Annotated in this window: 19 protein-coding genes; 14 read left to right on the top strand and 5 right to left on the bottom strand. The window is 66.4% G+C overall.

The window, feature by feature from the left end; all coding sequences use genetic code 11:
* Window positions 1-2 precede the first annotated feature (2 nt).
* Entirely contained in the window at window positions 3-1,214 is a 1,212-nt protein-coding gene (gene aztD / locus AC0IX4_RS04495; RefSeq protein WP_471828180.1) for a zinc metallochaperone AztD, read from the top strand.
* Between the two features lie 77 nt (window positions 1,215-1,291).
* On the opposite strand, the gene AC0IX4_RS04490 is transcribed toward aztD, so the two are convergent.
* Window positions 1,292-2,095, bottom strand: a complete 804-nt coding sequence (locus AC0IX4_RS04490; RefSeq protein ID WP_471828179.1) for an alpha/beta fold hydrolase — start codon at window positions 2,093-2,095, stop codon at window positions 1,292-1,294.
* Window positions 2,096-2,707: 612 nt separating this feature from the next.
* Here AC0IX4_RS04490 and AC0IX4_RS04485 point away from each other — a divergent pair.
* From AC0IX4_RS04485 to AC0IX4_RS04475, 3 genes are read left to right on the top strand one after another with little or no spacing between them, the layout of a single operon-like run.
* Entirely contained in the window at window positions 2,708-3,958 is a 1,251-nt protein-coding gene (locus tag AC0IX4_RS04485) for an MCE family protein (RefSeq protein ID WP_471828178.1), read from the top strand.
* 28 nt (window positions 3,959-3,986) lie between these two features.
* Window positions 3,987-5,075, top strand: a complete 1,089-nt coding sequence (gene moaA / locus AC0IX4_RS04480) for a GTP 3',8-cyclase MoaA (RefSeq protein WP_471828177.1) — start codon at window positions 3,987-3,989, stop codon at window positions 5,073-5,075.
* Entirely contained in the window at window positions 5,068-5,325 is a 258-nt protein-coding gene (locus tag AC0IX4_RS04475) for a MoaD/ThiS family protein (protein ID WP_471828176.1), read from the top strand. Before moaA ends, AC0IX4_RS04475 begins: the two co-directional genes overlap by 8 nt.
* A 28-nt stretch (window positions 5,326-5,353) precedes the next feature.
* On the opposite strand, the gene AC0IX4_RS04470 is transcribed toward AC0IX4_RS04475, so the two are convergent.
* Window positions 5,354-5,566 carry a TOBE domain-containing protein gene (locus tag AC0IX4_RS04470; RefSeq protein WP_042574369.1) on the bottom strand — a complete coding sequence of 71 codons (213 nt, stop codon included), beginning with the start codon at window positions 5,564-5,566 and terminating at the stop codon, window positions 5,354-5,356.
* Window positions 5,567-5,691: 125 nt separating this feature from the next.
* Window positions 5,692-7,935, bottom strand: coding sequence for a molybdopterin-dependent oxidoreductase (locus AC0IX4_RS04465; RefSeq protein ID WP_471828175.1), 2,244 nt, complete (start codon window positions 7,933-7,935; stop codon window positions 5,692-5,694).
* Window positions 7,936-8,218: 283 nt separating this feature from the next.
* Between AC0IX4_RS04465 and fdxA the strand changes: the two genes are divergently transcribed.
* From fdxA to AC0IX4_RS04450, 3 genes are all read left to right on the top strand, one after another.
* Window positions 8,219-8,545 (top strand): ferredoxin, encoded by a 327-nt coding sequence (gene fdxA, locus AC0IX4_RS04460; RefSeq protein WP_042574367.1) that lies wholly within the window; start codon window positions 8,219-8,221, stop codon window positions 8,543-8,545.
* A 26-nt stretch (window positions 8,546-8,571) separates the two neighbouring features.
* Window positions 8,572-9,753 (top strand): molybdopterin molybdotransferase MoeA, encoded by a 1,182-nt coding sequence (locus AC0IX4_RS04455; protein WP_471828174.1) that lies wholly within the window; start codon window positions 8,572-8,574, stop codon window positions 9,751-9,753.
* 146 nt (window positions 9,754-9,899) lie between these two features.
* Window positions 9,900-10,331: a molybdenum cofactor biosynthesis protein MoaE gene (locus tag AC0IX4_RS04450; RefSeq protein ID WP_235579496.1), complete on the top strand. Its 432-nt coding sequence runs from the start codon at window positions 9,900-9,902 to the stop codon at window positions 10,329-10,331.
* Window positions 10,332-10,339: 8 nt separating this feature from the next.
* Here the strand turns inward: AC0IX4_RS04450 and AC0IX4_RS04445 are convergent, their stop codons facing one another.
* Window positions 10,340-11,350, bottom strand: a complete 1,011-nt coding sequence (locus tag AC0IX4_RS04445; protein WP_042574365.1) for a LacI family DNA-binding transcriptional regulator — start codon at window positions 11,348-11,350, stop codon at window positions 10,340-10,342.
* Between the two features lie 113 nt (window positions 11,351-11,463).
* On the opposite strand from AC0IX4_RS04445, the gene AC0IX4_RS04440 reads away from it, so the two are divergent.
* The 7 genes from AC0IX4_RS04440 (at window position 11,464) to AC0IX4_RS04410 (ending at window position 19,521) form a co-directional block, all read left to right on the top strand.
* Complete coding sequence (locus AC0IX4_RS04440; protein ID WP_471828173.1) at window positions 11,464-13,695, top strand: glycoside hydrolase family 3 C-terminal domain-containing protein; 2,232 nt, start codon at window positions 11,464-11,466, stop codon at window positions 13,693-13,695.
* Window positions 13,695-15,662 (top strand): alpha/beta hydrolase fold domain-containing protein, encoded by a 1,968-nt coding sequence (locus AC0IX4_RS04435; RefSeq protein WP_471828172.1) that lies wholly within the window; start codon window positions 13,695-13,697, stop codon window positions 15,660-15,662. Before AC0IX4_RS04440 ends, AC0IX4_RS04435 begins: the two co-directional genes overlap by 1 nt.
* 320 nt (window positions 15,663-15,982) lie before the next feature.
* Entirely contained in the window at window positions 15,983-16,579 is a 597-nt protein-coding gene (locus AC0IX4_RS04430) for a hypothetical protein (RefSeq protein ID WP_471828170.1), read from the top strand.
* Between the two features lie 135 nt (window positions 16,580-16,714).
* Window positions 16,715-17,164, top strand: a complete 450-nt coding sequence (locus AC0IX4_RS04425; RefSeq protein WP_471828168.1) for a hypothetical protein — start codon at window positions 16,715-16,717, stop codon at window positions 17,162-17,164.
* Window positions 17,157-18,620 carry a multicopper oxidase family protein gene (locus AC0IX4_RS04420; protein WP_471828166.1) on the top strand — a complete coding sequence of 488 codons (1,464 nt, stop codon included), beginning with the start codon at window positions 17,157-17,159 and terminating at the stop codon, window positions 18,618-18,620. The genes AC0IX4_RS04425 and AC0IX4_RS04420 overlap by 8 nt, the downstream gene beginning before the upstream one ends.
* On the top strand, window positions 18,617-18,886 hold the full coding sequence (locus AC0IX4_RS04415) for a hypothetical protein (protein WP_056070838.1): 270 nt from the start codon (window positions 18,617-18,619) through the stop codon (window positions 18,884-18,886). Before AC0IX4_RS04420 ends, AC0IX4_RS04415 begins: the two co-directional genes overlap by 4 nt.
* A gap of 23 nt (window positions 18,887-18,909) precedes the next feature.
* Entirely contained in the window at window positions 18,910-19,521 is a 612-nt protein-coding gene (locus AC0IX4_RS04410) for a hypothetical protein (RefSeq protein WP_471828165.1), read from the top strand.
* Here AC0IX4_RS04410 and AC0IX4_RS04405 read toward each other — a convergent pair whose 3' ends face one another.
* Entirely contained in the window at window positions 19,522-22,965 is a 3,444-nt protein-coding gene (locus tag AC0IX4_RS04405; protein ID WP_471828164.1) for an AAA family ATPase, read from the bottom strand.
* Window positions 22,966-22,997 lie beyond the last annotated feature (32 nt).

Below are 22,997 nucleotides of genomic sequence, written 5' to 3'. Positions count from 1 at the left end.
ACATGCGCATCAGTCACGTCCGGCGAGCAGGCACCACGGTGCTCGCTCTGGGAGCAGTCGCTACCCTCGCGGCCTGCTCCTCCGGAACTACCACTGCCGCCGACTCCACCTCTACGACCACGTCGGTAGCGCGAGAGGCCGGGCCCCGTGTCGCGGTCTCCTACGAAGGCGGCCTACGGGTGCTGGACGCGGCCACCCTCGAGACCGTCGCAGACTTCGACTCGGAGGACTACACGCGCCTCAACCTCGCCGGAGACGGTCGCAACGTCATGGTGACCACGAGCAAGGGCTTCCAGGTACTCGACACCGCCGCCGGCACCACGGACGAACCCGTGCTCACCGACACTGTGTTCGAGGCGGAGAAGGCCGGTCACGTCGTCCGCCACGGCGGCAAGACCGTTCTGTACGCCGACGGGACCAGTGATACAACCATTTTCGACACGGCCGCACTTGAATCGACCGACGGGCTCCCCGAGGTGGAGAGCATCCCCGGCGTCGAGGCGCACCACGGAGTATCGATCGTCCTCGAGGACGGCACGTTCCTCACCACCGTCGGAAACGCCAACGGACGCACCGGTATCGAGGTGCGTGACACCTCCGGCGCCGTCATCGCCCGCAACGACCAGTGCCCCGGCGTGCACGGTGAGGGAACGGCACAGAACGAGGTCGTCGTCTTCGGCTGCGAGAACGGCGCTCTGGTCTACGACAAGGGTGAGATCACCAAGCTCGACGCGCCGGATCAACCCTACGGGCGCGTGGGAAACGCGTACGTCAGCGAGACCAGCCCCCTGATCGTCGGCGACTACAAGGACGACGCCGACGCGGAAGGCTCACTGCTGCACGCGGTCACCGTCATCGACACCGCCACCAAGACACTCGAGGTGGTCCAGATGCCAGAGGGTGCCGAGTACACCTGGCGCGGGGTGTCCCGTGGTCCCGACGACAAGGCATACATCATCGGCACCGACGGCGCGGTTCACGTCTTCGACCCGACGACGCGCGAGTTCACCGCCTCCTACCCCGTCATCGGTGAGTGGGAAGGCCCCACCGAATACCAGGATGCGCACCCCGGCATCTCCATCACCGGCGACACCGCCTACGTCACCGAACCGGACACCGACGGCATTCACGCCGTCGACCTGACCACCGGTGACGTCACCGTCAGCAGCACACTCGACATCACCCCGAACGAGTTCGTGGCCGTCACCGACTGATTCTTTCGATCGACTGTCGCGGGTGCGGAGTGCGTGCTCCGCACCCGCGACAGTCGTCGCGGGGCGATCATGCGTGCTCAGGAAGTCGTCGTCGAGCCCGTGATCAGATCCGCGACGAGCTCCGGATCGTCCCATGTCGGAACGTGACCCAAGTGCTTGTGCGCGAAGACGGCAACGAGCGACGGCAGCTCACCCAGGTCGGTCTCCGCTACCCGGATCAGCGGGTCTCTGCCCCCGAAGACCACCGTGATCGGGACATCGACGTTTGCGCCGCCGCCGAATCGGGTGCCTTCGAGTGCCGCCATCGTGCGATCGAAGTCGCAGGTGGCGAGATTCCGTGCATCGTCTGCCGCCACGGCGGGCGGAATGCGCCACGGACGGCCGAACAAACCGAACAAGCCGATGGTCCGCAGCAGCGAGCGACGCAGGAGGAACCCCGCACCCGGAAGTCGAGAACCGTTCGTCCACAACGAGAACAGCACTTGCCGCCGCACACGCGCTGTGCCACCCGTCGACCGCCACAGACCGGCGGGCATGAGTGCACACACCGACGTCGCCCGACCACGGCGCGCCAGCTCCAGCGAGAGCCATCCACCGAGAGAATTACCGACGAGGTGCGCACTGCTCCACCCCAGCTCGTCCATCACCAGCTCCACCCGATCCGCCAGCCGTGCCGGCGTGGGTGCGTCACCGTCGCCGAGGGGATCGCTCTCTCCGAAGCCCGGCAGGTCGATCGAGACGGTATCGAAGTGTTCGGCCAGTATCGGAACCACCGGATCCCACATCTGATGTCGATGCCCGATCCCGTGAATCAGGAGCATGGGAGCCCCCCGGCCCGTCCTGCTGTAGCGGGGCAAACCAGAGGCATCGATGTCGGTCACGGGACAAGTATCCATCCGAGACGGACGACGTCGATGTGGATTGTGGCCAGTATCTGTCCCCGGAGTCGGGACACCCGACAACCGAGCCGTGTAGGTGGGCTTACGCGACGGCGACGACCCTCACGGGTGACGTCATAGGGCGGACTCAGAGCGTCCGGCATCGCTGTCGCCGCAGTGCGCGAACCCGACGGTCTGAGGCTGCTCGACGCGGCGACCGGGGCGGAGCGGCAGTTCGTACCGACGGTCGGCGCCCCGCGGCACCTTCCCCTGGCCGGCCCCGACGGACCGGAACCCACGCCACTCGAGTCCAGTGACGAACCGCTTCTGGTCGATCCGGCGAACGGCATGTCGCTCTCCACCACTCGAGACGTCGGACGGCAACCGCACGATGTCGTCGTCAGAGCATCTCCCCCGTCGGCCTCGAAACGGGGAGCGCAGCCACGCCTCGGGCGAACTCGCTGTCCGGGTGGCCTACCCGCGCCGTCGACGCTCGGGATGCGTTGCGAGAACGGCATAACATTGATATACATGCGCTATGACAGCGTTACACGGCACTGCACATCCCCACACGGTGACGGACTGCCCTCCTGCGGCTGACCGCGCGACCGCTGCATGACCGCCGTCGAACGAAGCACCTACGTCAGACTCGCCGCCCTCGCAGTAGCCGCGACCGCTCTCGCCGTGGCCGGCGGATCATATGTCCGCATGGAGTCCCTCCTGGGGATCGGCCAGTATTCGGTCACAGTGCAGCTCAGCGACTCCGGCGGCATCTTCACCAACGCCGAGGTGACGTCGCGCGGCATTCCCGTCGGTCGCGTCGGATCGCTGACACTTGTCGACGCGGGCGTCGACGTCGAATTGTTGATCGACGACTCGTCCGAACCGATTTCCGCGTCGACCTCCGCGGTGGTAGCCGCACGCTCCGCCATCGGTGAGCAGTACGTGGACCTGCGGCCCGATACCGACGAGGGCCCTTATCTGGAGGACGGCTCGATCATCGAACGATCGATGACGACCATCCCGACTCCAGTGGAGAGCGTGCTGTCCAACGTCGACGGCCTCGCGCGCAGCATTCCGGTCGATGAACTGCGAACCGTCGTAACCGAACTGGGCGACGGGTTCGACGGTATGGGAGGTGATCTCGCGACACTCGTCACATCACTCGACTCGCTCAGTGCGGCGCAGCTCGACGCCCTCCCCGAGACGTTGGATCTCGTACGGGATGCGCGCGTCGTGCTCGACACGCAATCCGAACAATCCTCCGCAATAATCGATTTCAGCTCGGGGCTCGACGACATCACCGCGCAGCTCCGCGCGAGCGACGGCGACCTACGTCGACTAGTCGACAGCGGAATCGACGCATCCTATGAAACCGGTGCACTGATCACCAGTGCAGGAGCGAGCATCACATCGATCGCGAGCGACGTCGCCTCGGTGACCGCCGCGGTCAGCCCACGGGCATGGGCCCTTCGACCGCTGCTGCAGGTTCTCCCCCGGACGGCCATGGGGGCCCGAGCTCAGAGCCCCGGTGACGGAACCACCCACTTCGGCCTCGTCGTGGAGACGAACAACCCCCCGCCGTGCACCGTGGGATACGAAGCCACCCAGAGAACCCTCGAGCGAGAACGCGCTGCCGATCCCGACTTCGACGAGACGACCCGGGACTTCCCGATCGATCTGTCGGTCGGGTGCACAGCACCGCGAGGATCCGTGACGGGCGTCAGAGGTGCCGGCAGTGCGCCCTACATGGATCCCGCCGTTCCGCAGCCCTGGGACGACAAGCCCAAGGTGGACCCCGGCGCACTCGACCTCAATCCGATTGCGAATCAGCTGGCCACACTCCTCGGTGTCACGGTGCGATGATGCCCGCGACTCGACGAGAGGTGATCGGATGACGGCGGTGAGCATGGGAATTCCCAGCCTGCCCGGTGTCGCACGCGCGCCGTCCGCCCTACCGCGTCCGCAGCACATGATGGTCGGCCGTCCGGACGTTCCGCACCTGCTGGACAGTTTCGGTCGCATCGCGCGGGACCTCCGCATCTCGGTCACCGAGAAGTGCTCGCTGCGATGCACCTACTGCATGCCGGCCGAGGGGCTGCCGAACCTGGAGTTCGAACAACTGCTCGCGGCGGAGGAGATCGCCCGCCTCGTCGGCATCGCCGATCGTCTTCTCGGTGTGCGGGAGGTGCGCTTCACCGGCGGCGAACCGCTGGTCCGCAAGGACATCGTGGACATCATCGCCCTGACTGCTGAGCACGCGCCCGGTGTCGAATTATCGATGACCACCAACGGGATCGGCCTCGAGCGCCGCGCGGAGCGTCTGCGCGCGGCGGGTCTGACGCGGGTCAACGTCTCCCTCGACACGGTCGACCGCAAACACTTCGCGTCGTTGACGCGGCGGGACCGTCTGCCCGCCGTGCTCGCCGGTATCGACGGGGCCCTGACGGCCGGTCTGACGCCGGTCAAGATCAACGCCGTCCTCATGCGCGAGACTCTGCACGGCGCCCGGGACCTGGTGCAGTGGTGCCTGGACCGGGGTGTAGATCTGCGGTTCATCGAGCAGATGCCGCTCGACGCGGACCGGGAGTGGGCTCGTTCGACGATGGTGTCGGCGGCAGAACTGTTGGATGTGCTCGGGGGTCGGTTCACCCTGGAGGAGATCGGACGCACCGACCCGTCGGCACCGGCCGAGGAGTGGTCCGTGAACGGCGGCCCGGCCACGGTGGGGATCATCGCCTCGGTCACCCGCTCGTTCTGCGTCGATTGCGATCGGACGCGGTTGACGGCGGAAGGGACCGTGCGGTCGTGCCTGTTCAGCGACTCCGAGACAGATCTGCGGGTGGCGTTGCGCGGGGGTGCGACCGACGAAGACATTGCCGACCTCTGGCGCGGAGCGATGTGGAACAAGTGGGCCGGGCACGGGATGGAGCGAGAAGACTTCGTGCCACCGGAACGCTCGATGGGCGCCATCGGTGGCTGAGTCCGTGACTGTGAGCGTGCGGTACTTCGCAGGGGCCGCGGACGCCGCGGGCACCACGCAGGAGTCGTACGATCTGAGGGTCGGCGCGACCGTGGCGGACGTGAAGTCTGCGCTGTGTGGACGCCACGGGCAGAAACTGGATCGTGTGCTGGACGTGGCGGTGTTCCTCATCGGCGACGAGATGGTCCGCGACGATGCCTACCCCGTCGGTTCCCGGATCGACGTCCTGCCGCCCTTCGCCGGCGGCTAGCTGTGTCGACCCGAGACTGGTGACCGGCTCACTCGACGCCGATCGTCACCTCGGTGGACTTGACGAACGCGGTTGCGTGCTGACCCACTTCGAGGCCGAGGTCTTCGGCCGCCTCTCGTGTGATCGAGGACGTGACGGTCTGGTCGCCGCCGTCGAGACGTAGCTTCACGGTCGCCATCACGCTACCGAGAGTGACCTCGGTGATGGTGCCGACGAGCTGGTTGCGAGTGGACAGTCGCATGATGAATCCTCCTGTGAGAACGACGTTGTGACGACTTCGGGAAACTGGATAGTACCAACGGCGCAGGGTCGCAACACGTGCCGCAGTGTCGATGCCGCGTGCCCGTGTTCACTGCGCCGGCGCACTTACTCCGGAGTGTGCATCGCGTCCACGCGTGCGGGCACGTTCTTGTGCCAGGGGGTGGCCGAGTACTCGTCGCGGCGGGCAGCATCGGTCAACTCGTTGGGTGCCACACCCACGCGGGCCGAACCGGGAAGGTCGAGTCCGAACCCGTTCGGCAGGGAAATGTGGCCGGGCTGCATGGTGTCCGTGATCTCCACATGTGCCATCGCTGAACCCTTGGCAGTCGTGATCCGGACAGTGGAACCTTCGGAGAGACCGAGCTTCTCGGCATCGAAGGGGCAGATGCGCAATGCGCCGTTTCCGCCCCGCTTGCGCCACGTGTCATCACGGAAGATTGTGTTCGCGGTGAATGCGCGTCGCTCGCCGGCCGAGAGAACGAACGGGAATTCGTCGCTGACATGGGACGGGTTCTTGCCCGTCAACGCCGTCAACGACTCCAGCAGGGGTGTGATGGCCAGCTGTATCGGCCGGTTCGCAGCGGGAACGTAGTTCCACGCTCCGCCGTCGAGATCGTCCACGGTGATCTCGACGCCTGATCTGTTCTCCAAGATCGCGGTGAACAGGGCCTCGGCGTTGCGATGGCCGGCTGCGCGGACCGAGCCGGGATGTTCGTGGAAGATTTTCTGGGACAACGCCCACATGACCGAGGCCGATGTCGCGCCGTTCGGGAGCGTGGGCCCCAGTGTCGCGTAGAGCAGGTATGCGGCGACCGGGACGCACCTCTTGTCCAGTCTGAGCAGCGCGAGAAAAACGACGCCGTACACCTTGTGACCAAGCTTCAGCGCTCCGCGCAGCAGCGCGAGCCACCACGGTTCGATCAGCCCGAGAGCGTCGATCAGTCGTGCGTAGATCTCGGGTTCGGGCAAGGTGCCCGGCAGCGGGTCCAGAATCGGCGCCCGGAGCTGAAAACTGTTGCGTGGGAACTCCAGACTGAAGAAGGTTGCCTCCCACTTCTCGAACTGGCTGGACGCGGGCAGCACGTAATCTGCGCACCGTGCGGTCTCCGTCATGGCGACATCGATCACGAGGCTGAACTCGAGGTCCTCCATGGCTTGCCGGAAACTCGCCGAGTCGGCCATCGAATGCGCCGGGTTGGACGACTCGATCACCATCGCCCGGAATCTTGCGGGGTGATCGTTCGACACCTCCTCCGCGATGGCGTTTCCCGGAACCAGCCCGCCGAACATCGGAGTGCCGTGGACCGGTGTGTGCTTCACGTCCAGCGAGTAGTTCACCACCGGCGCCATCCACGAGTGATTCTGCATGGCACCACTTTTCGCGAAATTTCCGGTGATCAGCCAGATGAGCTTCTCGAGGTAGGACACCAAGGTGCTGTTGGGGCTCTGCTGCACTCCGAGATCCTCGTACACCGAGACGCTGTCCGCTGTCCCGATGAGATGCGCCGCTCGTCTGATCGACGACTCGTCCACCCCGCACGTCCGCGCGTACGCCGAGACGTCGAGTCCGCGGACAGCGGCCACGATCTGCTCGACACCGGCCGTGTGCTCACGGAGGAAGGCGTGGTCCATCATTCCGTCGTCGATGATGACGGCGAGAACGGCAGCGAGGCACCAGGCATCGGTTCCCGGCTTGACCTGAAGATGGAGGTCGGCGCGCTCCGCTGTGTCCGTGCGTACCGGGTCCAGAACGATCATCGACCTGTTCGGGTCCTTGCCGATCTCCTGCAACACGGTGCGCGCCCGAGCGACACCGTGAGACTGCCACGGATTCTTTCCGAGAAAGACGCTCACCTGCGCACGATCGAAGTCGCCCACCGTGTGCCCACCGGTGAGGTGCGCGTCCACCCAGGCTTCACCGGTCTTCTCCTGCGCGATGGCGTTCGATCTGTACCTCGCGCCGAGTCCGCGCATCATGGCACCGGCGTACGCGCCACCCAGATGGTTTCCCTGTCCTCCACCCCCGCAGAAGAAGATGCTCTCGCCGCCGTGTTCGTCGCGTACCGCCCGCAGACGGTGTGCGATCTCGCCGATCGCCGTGTCCCAGTCGACCGGGCTGTAGGTGCCGTCGGTCTCACGTCGCATGGGGGTGTCCAGTCGAGACCCGCCGTTCTGGTAATGATCCAGTCGTAGCGCTTTGTTACACGTGTACCCCAGCGACTTGGGGTGCTCTTTGTCGCCACGTATCTTGGCGATACTCCGGCCCTCCATGGAGACAGTGATACCGCAGTTGTTCTCGCACAGAATGCATGCGGTCTTCTGCCAGCCGGGGCCGTTCTCGTCCGTCACGGTCGTCTCCAGTCGTTGTATGTGATGAAGCACGGATCGTCGCCGCGCGTGATCGCCGGGGGTGGGTCTTCCCGGTCGCGAATCGCTTCGAGCAGCGTCATTTCGCCCCGATGAACAACGCTGCCCGGACCGAGTGGCGATGACAAGGGGTGTGAGTACACGATCAGGTCGGAAATGCTGTGCACGCGCACACATCACTCATCCAGCCGACTGTCGCTTCGAGATACGTTGCGCCGCACGCGATCCTCTGTATTATGGCGATATACATAGAAGGGGATTTTTCATGACTTACGTGGTGGCAGAGCCGTGCGTCGATGTTCTGGACAGGGCCTGCATCGAGGAGTGTCCGGTCGACTGCATGTATCAGGGTGACCGCATGCTCTACATCCATCCGGACGAATGCGTCGACTGCGGAGCGTGTGAACCTGTGTGTCCGGTAGAGGCAATCTTCTACGAGGAGGATGTTCCCGCGCAGTGGTCCGCGTACATCTCGACCAACGTGGACTTCTTCGACATCATCGGATCCCCCGGTGGCGCAGCAAAATTCGGTGCCACCGGCGTGGACACGGACCTCGTGTCCGCTGTCGTCGTCGGCTCACCATCGCCGTGATGCCGTCGGCACCGAGCCTTCGGACGGTGGAGCAGCATCGAAGGATCATCGCCGGCCTGATCTCGCGCACGCCGACAGTGCTGACGCCGCTGGCGGCGGCAACGGGACTCGTCCTTGCCGAGGAGGTGAACGCGTCGATCCCGCTTCCGCCGTTCGACAACTCCGCTGTCGACGGATATGCGGTGCATGCCCAGGACGTGGCCGCCGCCGGATCGGACGCGCTGGTCCGGCTCCCGGTGTCCCACCTGATACCCGCAGGTCACCCGATACCGGAAGAGCTGCGCGCGGGAACGGTGGCGCGCATCATGACCGGCGCCCCGCTTCCTGCCGGGGCCGATGCGGTGGTGCCGGTGGAGGACGCTCGGTACGACGGCCTGCAGGTGGCGTTTCGTCGTCCCAGCACGCTCGGCGCGCACGTGCGGCGGACCGGCGAGGACGTCATGCCTCCCGAGCGGCTCTTCGGTGCGGGGACGGTCCTGACACCGTTGCGGATCGGACTACTGGCAGCGTCCGGCGTGGGGCAGGTTCTCGTGCATCGCCGAATCCGTGTCGCCGTGGTGTCGACCGGAGCCGAGATCGTCGACGCCTCCACTCCCCTGCGGCACGGTTCGATCCACGATGCGAACTCGGCACTCCTGTCTGCCGCAGTCGAAGACTGCGGGGCCGAACTCGTCGCGTGTGTCGCCGTGCCGGATTCGGTGGACCGGCTCAGCGCACACCTCGAAGACCTCGGAGCACGGGCGGACGCCGTCATCACCTCGGGCGGAGTCAGCGTGGGGGATCACGAGGTGGTCAAGCAGACGCTCACGCCCCACGGCGTACTCTTCGCCGGCGTGTCGATGTCGCCCGGGCGACCGCAGGGTGCCGGGACCGCCTTCGGTACGACCCTGCTGACGTTTCCGGGCAACCCCCTCGCGGCCTACGCCTCGTTCGAGATCTTCGCGCGGCCGATTCTCCGGCGCGCCATGGGTCTGGTGCCGGACAACCGTCCCACCGTGCGGATGCCGCTGGCCCACCCGATGGCCAGGAGGCCTGGCCGACACACGCTGGATCTCGCCGCCGAACGCCCTGACGGGTCGCTCGCCCTGCTCACCGGTTCGGGACGACACGGACTCGGGGCGGTGCGGGAGGCGCGCTGTCTCGTGGAGCTGGACGGCGAAGTTCCTTCGCTCGACGCCGGAGAGACGGTCACGGCGATTGTGCTCTGACCGGGGCGCCCGCGTCGGATCACCACCACGAGTGGAAGGAATCGTTCATGCTCGAGAGCAGCACAACCAGCGGATCGCAGAAGACGGACTGCCCGCCGTATCGACACACCTCTGCCGCTACGCACAGAACTGATTCAGCATCCGGCGTGAGCGACAGGCACCTGAGGCCAACGGTTCTCGCCCGGATCTCGAGCGACCCGATCGATCCCGCGGGGGTCTCCGACGCCGTGGCCGGTCCGGAACATGGTGCCGTGCTGGTGTTCTGGGGAGTCGTGCGCGACCACGACCACGACGAGTCGGTATCCGCACTCGAATACCGAGCCCACCCCGACGCCGTGAAGTTCCTCCGTCGCTGCTGCGAGGACGCGGCCGCGTCGTCCGGCCTGCCGGCAGCGGCCGTCCATCGCGTCGGCGACCTGACGATCGGCGACACTGCTCTCGTTGCCGCGGTCGCGTCCCCTCACCGCGCCGAGGCGTTCGCAGCGTTGCAGGCCTTGGTCGACCGGATCAAGACGGAGGTGCCCATCTGGAAGCGCCAGCAGTTCGCCGCCGGCACCAGCGAATGGGTGGGTCTCTGACGTGGCGCTCACACGGAGTCGCGCTCGACCACTCCCGCGACGTCGGGACCCACCTCGGGAACCTCGCGGCCATCCAGCAACGCGGTGACCACGTCGACGACGAAGCCGGCACTCGCCGCCACGTCCAGGGTCACCATAGTTAGGGCGGGGAACGCGAGAGCCGCTGCGGAAGAATCGTTCACGCCGATGACGGCCAGGTCTCTCGGCACCTCGAGGCCGGCGTCGCGCGCTCCGGCGAGAACGGCGAGCGCGGTCAACGCATCGTGCGCGCAGACGGCGGTGACCGGAGCCGGCCCCTCCCGCCACGTCGAGACAGCGTCGCCGGCGAGACCTCGATCGAGCGGAACACGCACGGCGACCGGGGCGGTCAGTCCCTTTTCGGCGCAGACACGTTCCAGCGCGCGCAGACGGAGCGTCGCAGCTGGGGACAAACGGTCGTCGTCGGGCACCGCGTAACCGAGCGTTCGATGGCCGGCTCGACGCAGCCGATCGACCTGCAGGCGGGCGATTCGATCCTCGCGAGGTCCGGTGACCCACCGACCGATGGCGTCGGGCCCGGTCAGCGAGGCCGTCACCCCGACACCATTGCGCCGCAGACGATCCGCGTCCGTGCCATCGAGCGTCCACGCAATGACCGCCGCGGGTGTCACCGCCGTCCAGGCCGAGCCGCCCGGAAGATCGGTGGACGGCACAGTCATCAAGGTCAGTCCGGTACGGCCGAAGTCGTGCGACAGATGCTCCACCAGTTCCCCGACGTCCGAGGACAAGGGAAGTGCCGGAGGAAGGATCATCAACACCACGTCGCTGCGCCCCCGGCTCAGAGCGCGTGCCTCCGCGAACGGCGCGTACGACAACCGTGCCGCTGCGTCGAGCACACGGCGACGCGTCTCCTCGGGGAGCACCTTGTGCGGAGCGTCGTTCAACACGAAGCTCACCGTCGTCCGCGAGACACCGGCCTCCCGCGCGACGTCGGCGCTCGTCGCACGCCGCCCGCGCCCGGCGCTCACCGCATCGTCCATGAGCTCATCCTGTCATCCGGCCTTGCGCGGCTGTAAGTCCGTCTCTACTCTGACATGCGGTAACACGCGTTACTGACACGGGTAACCACACCCCGAACGTCTGGAGTCGACCCATGACCCATCCCGTCGTATCCGAGATGACGGCGGAGGAGAAGGCGCACCTACTCAGCGGTCGAGACTTCTGGTCCACCCACTCGGTCGAGAGACTCGGCATCACGTCCGTGACGATGACCGACGGTCCGCACGGAGTCCGGTTGCAACGACGTTCCGATGAATCGGGCACGCCCGCGACCTGCTTCCCTCTGGCCGCAGCCGTGGGTGCGAGCTGGGATCCCGCCGTCGCGCGCGCGATCGGTGCGGCGATCGCGATCGAGGCGCGCGCGCAGGGCGTCGGCATCGTTCTGGGGCCGGGGGTGAACATCAAGCGATCACCGCTGTGCGGGCGGAACTTCGAGTACTACTCCGAGGATCCCCTGCTGTCCGGCGTCCTCGGCGCAGCCCACGTAGAGGGTCAGCAAGCGGAGGGAGTTGGGGCGTCGGTCAAGCACTTCGCGGCCAACAATCAGGAGACGGACCGCATGCAGATCAGTGCCGACGTCGACGAGAGGACGTTGCGCGAGATCTATCTCCCGGCCTTCGAGCGGGTGGTCACCGAGTCCGCTCCTGCCACCGTCATGGCCGCCTACAACAGGATCAACGGCACACCCGCATCGGCGAACACCTGGCTGCTGACGGACGTCCTCAGGGGCGAGTGGGGATTTCGGGGTGCGGTGGTCTCCGACTGGGGAGCGGTCGCCGATCCCGTCGCATCGGTCCGGGCGGGTCTCGACCTCCAGATGCCCGGAACCGGCGGCAGAAGTGCACGCCTGATACTCGATGCGCTGGCCGACGGGTCGCTCGACGAGACCGTCGTCGACAGGGCCGCCGCGCGTGTGCTCGAACTCGGTCGCGGCGCCGCGGAGATGGACGACCGCGACGTCGACTTCGCAGCTCATCATGCGCTGGCCAGAACTCTCGCCTCAGAATGCGCGGTACTCCTGACCAACGATGGCACTCTCCCACTGCACCAAGGCACCAGGATCGCGGTGATCGGCGAATTCGCCCGGACTCCCCGCTTCCAGGGCAGCGGAAGCTCACGCGTGGCAGCTGTCGATGTCGACGAGCCACTCGCCTGTCTGCGCGAACTCGCCTCGATGCGCGACTGCGACGTCACCTTCGCACCGGGATTCACTCTCGACGACGCCCCGTCGACCGAGGCGGCCACCGCACTCCGCGCGGAGGCCGTGGCTACCGCGAGCGCAGCAGAGGTCGCGGTGATCTTTGCCGGACTACCCGACACCGCCGAATCCGAAGGGTTCGATCGCTCGACGACGCTCCTGCCCGAGCAGCAATCTGCGCTGATCACCGCGGTGGCGGCCGCCGCACCTCGCACCGTCGTCGTACTCGCGCACGGCGGAGTGGTGACCATGGAGGAATGGCACGACGACGTTCACGCCGTCCTGGACGTGTCGTTGGCCGGCGAGGCCGCCGGTGGTGCGGTAGCCGACCTGCTGTTCGGCGTCGCGAACCCGTCGGGCCGACTGGCGGAGACCATCCCGGTACGCCTGTCGGACACTCCCTCCTACACCAACTTCCCCGGAGAACAGGGGCATGTCCGCTACGGCGAGGGTGTCATGGTCGGATATCGCTGGCACGAAACTGCGGAGCGCCCTGCTCGACACCCGTTCGGACACGGGCTGTCCTACACCACCTTCGGGGTCGACGACCTGACTGTCACAGCGGTCGGCGACGACAGTGCCACGGTGACGGTGACGGTCCGCAACACCGGCCGGCTGGCCGGTTCCGAGGTCGTGCAGATCTATGTCTCCACCACCGCCGGCCCCGTTCGCCGTCCCGTACGTGAGCTCCGGTCCTTCACGAAGATTCGCCTCGAACCGGGCGAGAGTCACCGAGTCGAGTTCTCGTTGTCGCGACGAGCGTTCGCGTACTGGGACATTCGTCGCCACGGCTGGGTAGTGGCGCCCGGTGACTACACCGTCCAGGTGTGCCGGGACGCTGCGACGGTGCTGACAGATCAGGTCGTCACTCTCACCGGCGACCACACCGCGGCAGCACTGACTCTGCAGTCCACTGTCGAGACCTGGACGACGCACCCGCAGATCGGACCCGAGTTGCTCGAGTTGCTTGCACAGGTGCCACCCGATCGTGGACTCCCCGAGATCACACCCGAACTGCTCCGCATGGTCGGCTCCATGCCGATGCAGAAGATCGTCGACATGCTCGGCGACGTCCTACCGGCCTCGGTACTCGACGAGATGATGACACGCACCGAGACGGAGGCATGATGACCGACAGAGCGAGCGTCGTGATGCGCACTGCGGGATCGCTGGCCGGGATGCGCGCACGACGGCGAGAGGGCAGGCCCGTCGACCTCGACGCGGAGAGACGCAGTATCGACAGGATCACGGGTCTCCTGAGAGCCCCGCGGGGTGTGAACGTCACCTCGGAGCATCGCGGAGGAGTACCCGTCGTACGCCTGTCCTCCGGCGCAGCGCAGAGCGGTGTCGTGCTGTACCTGCACGGAGGTGCCTACGTACTCGGGGACGCCCGGCAAGGCCTCACCGTCGGATTCCTCGCCGCTCGCGGCGGTCTGGACGTGGTGAGTGTCGACTATCGGCTCGCACCCGAACACCCCTGTCCTGCAGCGGTGGACGACGCCCTGTCCGTCTACGAGGACCTCGTGGTATCCATCGGGGCGCGGAACGTGATCGTCGTAGGCGAATCCGCAGGCGGTGGACTGGCACTGCTGATGCTGCAACGGGCCAGGAACCGCGGTGTGGTTATGCCGGCCGGTCTGGCCGTGGCCTTTCCCTGGGCCGACCTGACCATGAGCGGTGCCAGCATCGTCGGCAACAGTGGCCGAGACATGCTCACCCGATCCGAACTCGTCCGCGAGGCAGCGTGGTTCGCCGGCGAACGCGATCTCCACGACCCGGCAGTGTCCCCGATCCACGGATCGTTCAGGACGTTCCCACCCACCATGATCTCGGTCGGTACGCGAGACCTCCTGCTCGACGACTCGCGCGCGGTCACCCGCGCCATGCGTTCCGACGGCGTCGACGTCGATCTGGTCGAATACCCCGGCGCAATACACGGATTCACCGCTCTGCCGTCACCCGAACAACGGCGTCATAGACGCCACCTGCTCGCTTTCGTATCGACACACTTGCCCGCACCATCCGACAGCACAGGAGCAGCCATGGCCGTCGCCGACACACCCCCCGGCAGGCGCCGTTACGCCGCTCTCGGACACGTGGTGCGCGTGATCACCCACCTTCCGGGACCGATCCGAGAGCGGTTGTTGGACAGCATGACCGGCTCCATCACCGGCGATCTGCCCCCGGTTCCCGATCTGGTCCGTCTACTCGATGCGGCGGGCGGCATGCCGAACGGGACGAGATGGAAGAACAGGCTCCTCGCGAGCGAACCGCACCTGAAGACCGTGCGTACGAGGGACCTCGTCGACGACACCGGCGGCCGGTTACGCGCGCGCCTCTACCTTCCGCCCGCGGGCGGGCCCGAAGCGACCGCGGCGTTCGTCTGGGTCCACGGCGGTGCCTTCCTCGTGGGCGGCCTCGATCAGGAGGAAGCGCACTGGCCCGCCATCGAACTCGCTGCCTCCGGTATCCCCGTCCTGTCCGTGGACTACCGCATGTGTCTGGGCGGCGTGAGCTACCCCGCTCCACAGGACGACGTGCTCACCGCGTGGCGATGGGCGGTCGCTCACGCTGACGAGATCGGTGTCGACCCCACCGCACTGCACCTCGGCGGGGGCAGCGCGGGCGCCTGCCTCGTCGCCGGCGCGACCCTGCGACTGCGAGACGCCGGAGAACCTCTCCCCGCATCCCTGTACCTGGGGTATCCGGTTCTGCAGGCGCATCTTCCGCCGACCACTCCCGGCATGGCCGAGGCGATGGCGGGCCACGACGTCATCGACGACGCGTGGGTCGAGGCCATGGTGCGGCACTGGGCCGGTTCGACGCCGATCGACTCGCCCTACGTGTCACCGGGTCTGGCCGACGTGCGGGGACTTCCGCCCACCTACGTCATGAGTTGCGGGCTGGACAGCCTGCGGCGCGCCAGCGAACCGTTCGCGGCGCGCCTGCGGGAGAACGGTGTACCCGTTCAGCACGACGTGTTCGGCGAATCCGAACACGCGCCGCTCGACCGGCCCGGCACACCCGACGGGATCCGAGCCGTGAAGCGTCTCCGAGAGTGGTTGGCGGGCGGCTACAGCGACCTGCGGGATTGAGCGTCGGCAGGGCAAGGGCCGCTGCCGACCCCCGGAGGAGCTCGGATCGGAGCACCTCGGCGTGGAGCCCTGCCGCTGGCTCTACCGGCCTACACCAGCTCTGACGGTCTGTTTACACAATGTGCAGTGGTGCTGATTGCTGCCGGGCGGTCTCGCCGTCAAGCCTCGCCACGCCTCCATCGCCGTGTCAGCTGATCTGGTCATATCCTCCGACACTTTGTGACATTGCAAAAAAATTGCAATCGTCAATCAGAGTTTCGCCGACCACCATCAACACCTGAGCCGAACCCACTGGGATGACTCACAGTCGAAGGACTTCCATGATCCGTCGTTTCCGCATTCTCGCGGCCGCCGTCGCTGTCGCGGCCGCCATGACCGGCTCCCTCGTCGCACCCACTGCCATTGCCTCGGCGGACCCTGTCCAGTCGACAGCGCAAACCAAGTACTTCAACACGCACATCCGCGTCGCCGACGGGCCACAGGGTTCCCCCCGTTGCTACCGCAACAACAAGTTCAGCCGCGAGGGAAGCCGCTGCGACGACGCGGGATTCTACGATGCCGGGCACACCGCCGGGTTCAACAACATCTGGGGCCGCGTCTACTACGGCGGGTACCCGGGCGGCACGGAGTTGGTGTTCACGACTACCTCCGGGTCGGTGGTCAAGGGCACCATTCCAAGCCGCGGATCCGGCGACTTCACCATCACCGAGTTCAACGTCCCCGAGTTCGGGGTCCTGGCACGAGACGGTCAGAAGCTTCGGTTGAATGTCACATCGGAGGGCCCCGGCCTGACCGGCGATGCTTGGCAGGACTTCTACCTCAGCGGCAACCTCGACATCGTCTCTCCCCCCACCGGCGGTAACGGCGGCCTTTTCGGTGACTTCTTCGACGATCTGTCCGGCATCTTCGGCAGCTGAGCCAGTACCAACTGCGAATACCCCCTACCCCTCCGCGGGGTAGGGGGTATTCGCGCCACCACCGATGAGCACCAGGAGAACTTCATGCAAGCCCCAGCGGGACGGCGACATTCACCACCACGTGCACTGGTGTCCATGACCATTCTGGCAGCGGCGCTGCTCGCCGCAGCATGCTCTGCCGACTCCGAGGATCGCGCCGGGTTCGTACCCGTACCCACCCGTACCGCGCAACCCGCATCATCGTCGCCGACGCCCGGGTCCGCGATCGAGGTCGCCGACTTCACCGTCCTGCCCACCTTCGGATGCCTGGACGAAACACCACCCCGTGCACTCGTCACAGTGGGGTGGACCGCCCCCTCTGCCACCGCTGTCGAAATCACCCTCGACGGACGCGTCCTCCCCGCCGGCATCGAAGACCAACTGCCCTATCAAGTTCCGGCCGGAGGGCCGACCGGCATAGGCGCCTCCGTCGTATTCGCCTGCGACGGTGCACCCGGCCACACCATCAACGTCACCTGGACCGCGGACGGCGTCGCCCCCGTCACCCGCACCGCCACCATCACCAAGGAGCCCACCGATGGCTGACCCGTCATCCGCGCGTAGTGCCTTGAACCGTCGACAGTTCCTCGGCGCCGCCACAGCACTCCTCGGGCTACCCCTCCTCGCCGGCACCACCCTCACCGCCTGCGCATCCAAACCGGACGCCGACGCCATCACGTGGTTCGAACCCGAGGTACGGCGCAGCAAGGGTGGCACTCTGACCACCCAGCTACGAGTGGCCGACAGCGATGTGGCACTCGGCGGCAGCAGGATTCGAGCCGTCACCTACGAGGGCACCTACCCCGGCCCCACCCTCGACGTGCGCCCCGGCGACCGCATCGAGGTCGCGCTGATCAACGACATCGACGAAGCCACCAATCTCCACACCCACGGCTGGCACGTCTCGCCGAAACAACCCAGCGACGACGTCCTGCTGGCTATCGAACCCGGCAACACTTTCGACTACGCCTACGATCTCCCGGCCGACCATTCCGCCGGCACCTTCTGGTACCACTCGCACCAGCACACCCTCAGCGACACACAGGTTTTCGGCGGCCTCTTCGGCGCCCTCGTCGTGCGCGGCGAACTCGACGACCTTCCCGGCGTCGCCGACCGCCCCGAACGCCTCCTCGTGATCAGCCAGACCCAGATCATCGACGGCGAAATGGTCCCCGGCGACAAGAGCTCGAACGACCTACAACAAACCCTGATCAACGGCACCTACCAACCCACCACCCACATCGCGCCCGGGGAGATTCAACGCTGGCGCATCATCAACGCCAGCTCGCTGTTCCTCCGCCTGCAACTCGACGGCCACCGGATGAACATGCTCGCCGTCGACGGGGATGCTCTCACCTCCGTCACCAGCCACGACATCATCGAAGTCATTCCCGGCGGACGCGCCGACGTCCTCGTCGAGGGCGCCAACACCGGTACCTACCAACTCCGCTCATTGAGCTGGGAAGAATTCGGGCCCTACTACTCCTCCATGGTCCCGGCGCCGATGCCGCTGATGAACCTCGTCTCCCGCGGCGACACCCAGCAGCCCGCGTCTCTGCCTACGACACTTCTGCCGTTCGACGACCTTCGCACCGCCACCATCGACCGCCGTCGGGAATTCGTCTTCGAAGAACTCGAACCCCGCGGCACCGGCGACATGGGCCACTTCATGTACTACATCAACGGCACCACCTTCGATCACCACGTCGTCAACGAGACGATGATCCTCGGCGACACCGAGGAATGGCACTTCGTCAACCGCACCTACGAACCGCATCCGGTTCACATCCACGTCAACGACTTCCAGGTTGTCGCCATCAACGACGAACCCGTCGACCAACAGCACTACCGCGACACCGCGATGCTCCCACCGTTCGGATCACTCACCATTCGTCACAGATTCGAGGACTTCACCGGCCAGTTCGTGATGCACTGCCACATCCTCTTCCACGAGGATCACGGCATGATGCAACTCCTCGAAGTCGTCGAGCGTCCGGCATGACCGGCTCGAGTCCCACCCGCCGGGCCCCCGCCGTCGTCCTGCAGGTGATCGTCGGCATCGTGCTCGGGCCCGTCGTCGCCTGGGTCCTGATCAACGCGCTCCCCATCAGCTCCGGGCGCGCTTCGGTCATCGCCGCCGCCGGCATCGCCCTTGTCGTCGCAGCGGTCCTCTGGACTTCGGTGCGACGAGTTCGGCCCATGACCATCGCCTTCGCCGTTGCTGCGGCAGCGACGTGCCTGCTCGTCGGCCTCGTCGTCGCATCATGATCCCCTCTCCCGAAAGGTCTCCGATGACGACAATCGCAGTAGGTCGACGTCCCCTGCGGCGCGCGTTCCTCGGTGCGCTGGCCGTGCTGGCAACCTCGACGCTGGCCACTGCACCCGCGTCAGCCTCTCCGGTGAGCGACATACTCGACGGCATCGACTTCGGATCGTCCGGTTTCGGCTCTCCCACCGACCCACCGGGATCCACCGCAGGCTTCAGCTACCCCGTCACCTTCAGGTACACGGGCAGCGTTCCTTTCACGTCAGCGCAGTTCGAGTTCGGTTATCCGGGGGCGTACAACAGCTGCGTGTTTCTGTCATCCGAAGGGTTCTTCGAGCAGCAGGACGCGTTCCCCAGCACCAGGACGGCAACCTTCACCTTCCGTAAGAGCGGAAGCTGCTCGACGGCCACCGGAAACTTCCGTCTCACTCTGCGGTCGGAGGGCAGTCGTGATCGGTACACCGGCAACTTCCAGGTGGTCATGTTCGCCCCGTCGAGCGGCAACCCCACCACGACCGCCTGGACGCGATGCGCCGGGGAGCCCGACTACATCGTGCCCGGCTACACCGGTATCCGTATGGGCTGCAACGCCGACGGCGTGCGCGGCGCTGACAGCGCTACCGTCGTCTACTCCTGATCACTGCTCGCACGGCACCTGCATGTCGTCGATTCTGTCGAGCAGTGCGGTGGCACCGCAGTGGTACGCGATCGAACGCGCCGCCTGCAAGTGTTCGGGGTCGATCTCTCGTCCGGACGCGATGTCGATCTGCGCCGCCAGAAGGAGACTCTCGGCCTCCCATACGCGGAACCCTCGCTGCCCATGAAGTTCTCGGGCTTTCACGACATGGCTCCGGGCCTCGTCCCACCGTCTCAGCGCCATGCAGACGTGCGCCAGATGGTGATCGACGACCCCTAGGACACCGGGAGTCAGCACGATGGTGTGCTCTGCGTAAGGGGCCAGCAGATCGAGTGCCTCCTCACAGACCGAGGTGACGCGTGTCAAGGCGGCCGCCCGCGCGGCCAGCACGACGGTGGCGAGCCACAGGATGCCGTCGGGAACTGCACTGAGGCGCCCATAGGCGAACCACCCCACGATATCTCGGGCACCATCGACATCGCCTATGTCGAACAGCGACAGTGCGATAGCGCCTCGGTAGGCAGGAATGGCGTCGAACTTCGGTGCCATGTCTTCCCTCATGGCGGCTATCTCACCGAGGCCGCCGCGGAACATACGCAACTGGAGCAGTGCAGTCTTGTCTCGACCCCATGTGTGGAGACCCATCGGGGCGGGTGGAGGTTCGCGGACGGCGTCGTCGAAAATGGTCTCCGCGCGACCCAGATCGCCGGCGGTCACGAGGAGACCGACGCGCATGTAGTGCACCGTCCACGACGCCTCCGTGTCGATCGCCAGGCGGGAGGCGGACACCATATCCAGGGCATCACCAGCTGCGTGGGTGTCCCCCATTTCCAGGTGGGCTCTGGCGAGAGTGACTGCCAGCGATGGGTCGAGGGGACGCTGCTCGGTATCGACGAGCATCTGCAATTCCGCCACAGCAGCTCGGCGCTCGTCGCGATATGCAGGCACGCGAAGTCCCGTGAGCACGGCACGGAGGGCGTGCATCAGCGCGCCGCGGTCGGTGGACCGGCCGATCTGCATTGCCCGCGCCAGCTGTGCGGCTCGGCGTGACCAGCCCGAGGACGTCCAGGTCATCTCCTCGGTGGTCTGCGTCAGCAGTTCCGCGACCGCCGCGGTCGTACCGCGCCCGGCGCGCTCGAGGGCGTCGAGGCCCGCGTAGAGGTGGCTCAGCCGCGTCGAATCCGGTTCGTACAATTGGAACAGCGCGATGCCGTCGATCACGTCGGAGGTCAGGGCATCGACGAGTAGGTCGAGATCGCCCAGACGGTGGGCCATGTCGACGGCCTCGAACAGTGTGGCGCGGTACTCACGATCCAATGCCCGCCGCTGCGCCCGCCCCCGTCCGATGAGAAGCTCGCACCGGGTGCGGGTGTGCCCACGAGGAATCGAAGCGGCCAACGCGCGACGGTAGAACTCGGCGGCATCCTCGTATGCCGCAACGGCATACGACCGGTCCCCCGCACGGCGGAGGAAGTCGGCGGACGCCGCGCGATCCGCGTCCAGCCCGCGCTCGAGGTGATCCGCCACTCGTGCCAGCTGGTCGACTGTCGAGGTGGCACCCACCGCGATCAGGGCCACGGCGAGCGCGGAATGGACCGCGGCACGTGTTGTCCCGGAGACGGTTCCGTCGACGACATCGACGATCAGCGCGTGGCGCATCGTCAACGCGTTCTCGACAGCGCCGACCAGGCCCGCATCCATCAGCTCGTCCAAGGCTGCGACGAATTGCAGATCGGTGCAATCGACGGCGTGTCGAACCACCTCGCGGGCAGTGTTCGACCCGGCGATGGCGCAGGCGGTGACAATGTCTCTCGCCGTGGATGTCAGCCGATTCAGCAACCAGAGCACTGCGTCGTCGACGGACGACGGAGACGGCCCGTCGGGGTCTCGGCGACGCGCGTCGAGCACCGCCTCGACCAGAATCGGCAACCCCGATGTCCACCCGTGCAGCCACAGAGGGTCCAGGTCACTGCCGACGCGCCGCACCCACTCGGCGACGTCTTCCACAGCGAGAGCGGAGACACCGACAGACGTCACCTCGGACGGAGGAAGCGCCGAGCGCAGCGCGTCGGTGCTGCTGTGACTGCGGCCGGCGCCGCGCACGGTCACCACCACGCACAGTCGTCGGTGGGCGGCAGAATGCAACAGATACCGCAGAACCGACAGCGTTGCGGGCGATGCCCACTGCAGGTCGTCGACGACGAATACCGTCACCGGACCTCGGTCGGGCCCGGTCAGCCAATGCTCTACCGCAGCCACCAGCATCGAGCGGTGGTCTGCTTCCGGCCCCTCCGCCGACCACTTCTCCGAGCCACCCCATCCGGTAGTCAACATCGACAGAATCGTCTGTCCTGCACTTTCACCTTGCCCCGTCGACGGGGAACCACCCGTATGAGGGTCGGATTCCCGCACGAACGCATCGATGAACGGTTCGAACGGAATCAGAGCGTTCATACTGCACCGCCCCACCAACACATCGGCTCCGGTGACAGCCGCGCGGCGGACAGCTTCGGCGACCAATGTCGTCTTTCCCGCACCCGCGTCACCGGCGACGACGACCAACTGTGCCCGACCCGCCGACGCGGCCGTTATCGCATTCTCGATCATGCGAAGTTCTCGTTCGACCCCCACCACGACGGTCCCCGGACCATTCGCATCCAACCGACGGGGCACGGCCACTGCAGCCGCATCCGAGCCGGCGAGTTCTCCCGCTTCGGGCCCATCAGGGACCACATCGACGGGTGCCAGGGAGACAGGCACCGGGTCGACCAGCAGCTCCGAGAACACGGCCTGTGTCTCCGCCGACATCTCGACACCGAGCTCGTTCGCCAGCACGGTACGACACTGTTGCGCCACACCCAGTGCCCGAGCTCTGTTCCCGAGCGCAGCGTGGGAACGCATTGCTACCCGATACGCCTCCTCGCAGAACGGATCCGCCTCCAGCAGCTCCTGCGACCTCCGTAGCGCATGGTCGTGGCGCCCGAGCTCCGCTGCCGCGACTGCATCGACTTCCAGCGCGCGCAATCGAATCCGGTCGAACACGCCGCGAACCTCGTCCGCCCACGGACTGTGCAGACCTTCGAGCGCCGGCGCGGCGAGCAGCCCCAACAGTCGAGAGGCCCGATGCGCACGATCGAGCGCAGCACTGTCCTCGCTGACTTCGAGATGTCGCCGAGCGAGGTCCAGGTCGACCTGCACCGACGGAGCCAACGACAGAAGAAGTGCCCCGGACCTACTGGTAAGAGTCGACCCGGCAAGAACGTCGGACTCGGTGAGCAGTTGGCGGACCTTGGAGATGACACTTCGCAGAGCTGCGGCCCAGGTGGTCGGGCGATCCTTCGACCAGACAGCAGTCGCCAGTTCTCCGTAGAGGACGGCTCGCCCGTTGTTCATGGCGAGGTATGCGAACACGGTCGCGCACCGCGGACCACCGAACGCGCGCACGTCGACAACACCTGAAATCCCCTGAACCCGAG

The sequence above is a fragment of the Rhodococcus sp. AC861 genome (assembly GCF_979256035.1).
This window is presented reverse-complemented; position numbering and strand designations above follow the sequence as displayed.

Excerpts from the sequence above, each read along its gene's own strand:
- moaA (WP_471828177.1), top strand. The coding sequence starts at position 3,987 with ATGACGGCGGTGAGCATGGGAATTCCCAGCCTGCCCGGTGTCGCACGC.
- AC0IX4_RS04410 (WP_471828165.1), top strand. The coding sequence starts at position 18,910 with ATGACGACAATCGCAGTAGGTCGACGTCCCCTGCGGCGCGCGTTCCTC.
- AC0IX4_RS04420 (WP_471828166.1), top strand. The coding sequence starts at position 17,157 with ATGGCTGACCCGTCATCCGCGCGTAGTGCCTTGAACCGTCGACAGTTC.
- AC0IX4_RS04415 (WP_056070838.1), top strand. The coding sequence starts at position 18,617 with ATGACCGGCTCGAGTCCCACCCGCCGGGCCCCCGCCGTCGTCCTGCAG.
- AC0IX4_RS04430 (WP_471828170.1), top strand. The coding sequence starts at position 15,983 with ATGATCCGTCGTTTCCGCATTCTCGCGGCCGCCGTCGCTGTCGCGGCC.
- AC0IX4_RS04445 (WP_042574365.1), bottom strand. The coding sequence starts at position 11,350 with ATGGACGATGCGGTGAGCGCCGGGCGCGGGCGGCGTGCGACGAGCGCC.
- AC0IX4_RS04440 (WP_471828173.1), top strand. The coding sequence starts at position 11,464 with ATGACCCATCCCGTCGTATCCGAGATGACGGCGGAGGAGAAGGCGCAC.
- aztD (WP_471828180.1), top strand. The coding sequence starts at position 3 with ATGCGCATCAGTCACGTCCGGCGAGCAGGCACCACGGTGCTCGCTCTG.
- fdxA (WP_042574367.1), top strand. The coding sequence starts at position 8,219 with ATGACTTACGTGGTGGCAGAGCCGTGCGTCGATGTTCTGGACAGGGCC.
- AC0IX4_RS04435 (WP_471828172.1), top strand. The coding sequence starts at position 13,695 with ATGACCGACAGAGCGAGCGTCGTGATGCGCACTGCGGGATCGCTGGCC.
- AC0IX4_RS04485 (WP_471828178.1), top strand. The coding sequence starts at position 2,708 with ATGACCGCCGTCGAACGAAGCACCTACGTCAGACTCGCCGCCCTCGCA.
- AC0IX4_RS04425 (WP_471828168.1), top strand. The coding sequence starts at position 16,715 with ATGACCATTCTGGCAGCGGCGCTGCTCGCCGCAGCATGCTCTGCCGAC.
- AC0IX4_RS04470 (WP_042574369.1), bottom strand. The coding sequence starts at position 5,566 with ATGCGACTGTCCACTCGCAACCAGCTCGTCGGCACCATCACCGAGGTC.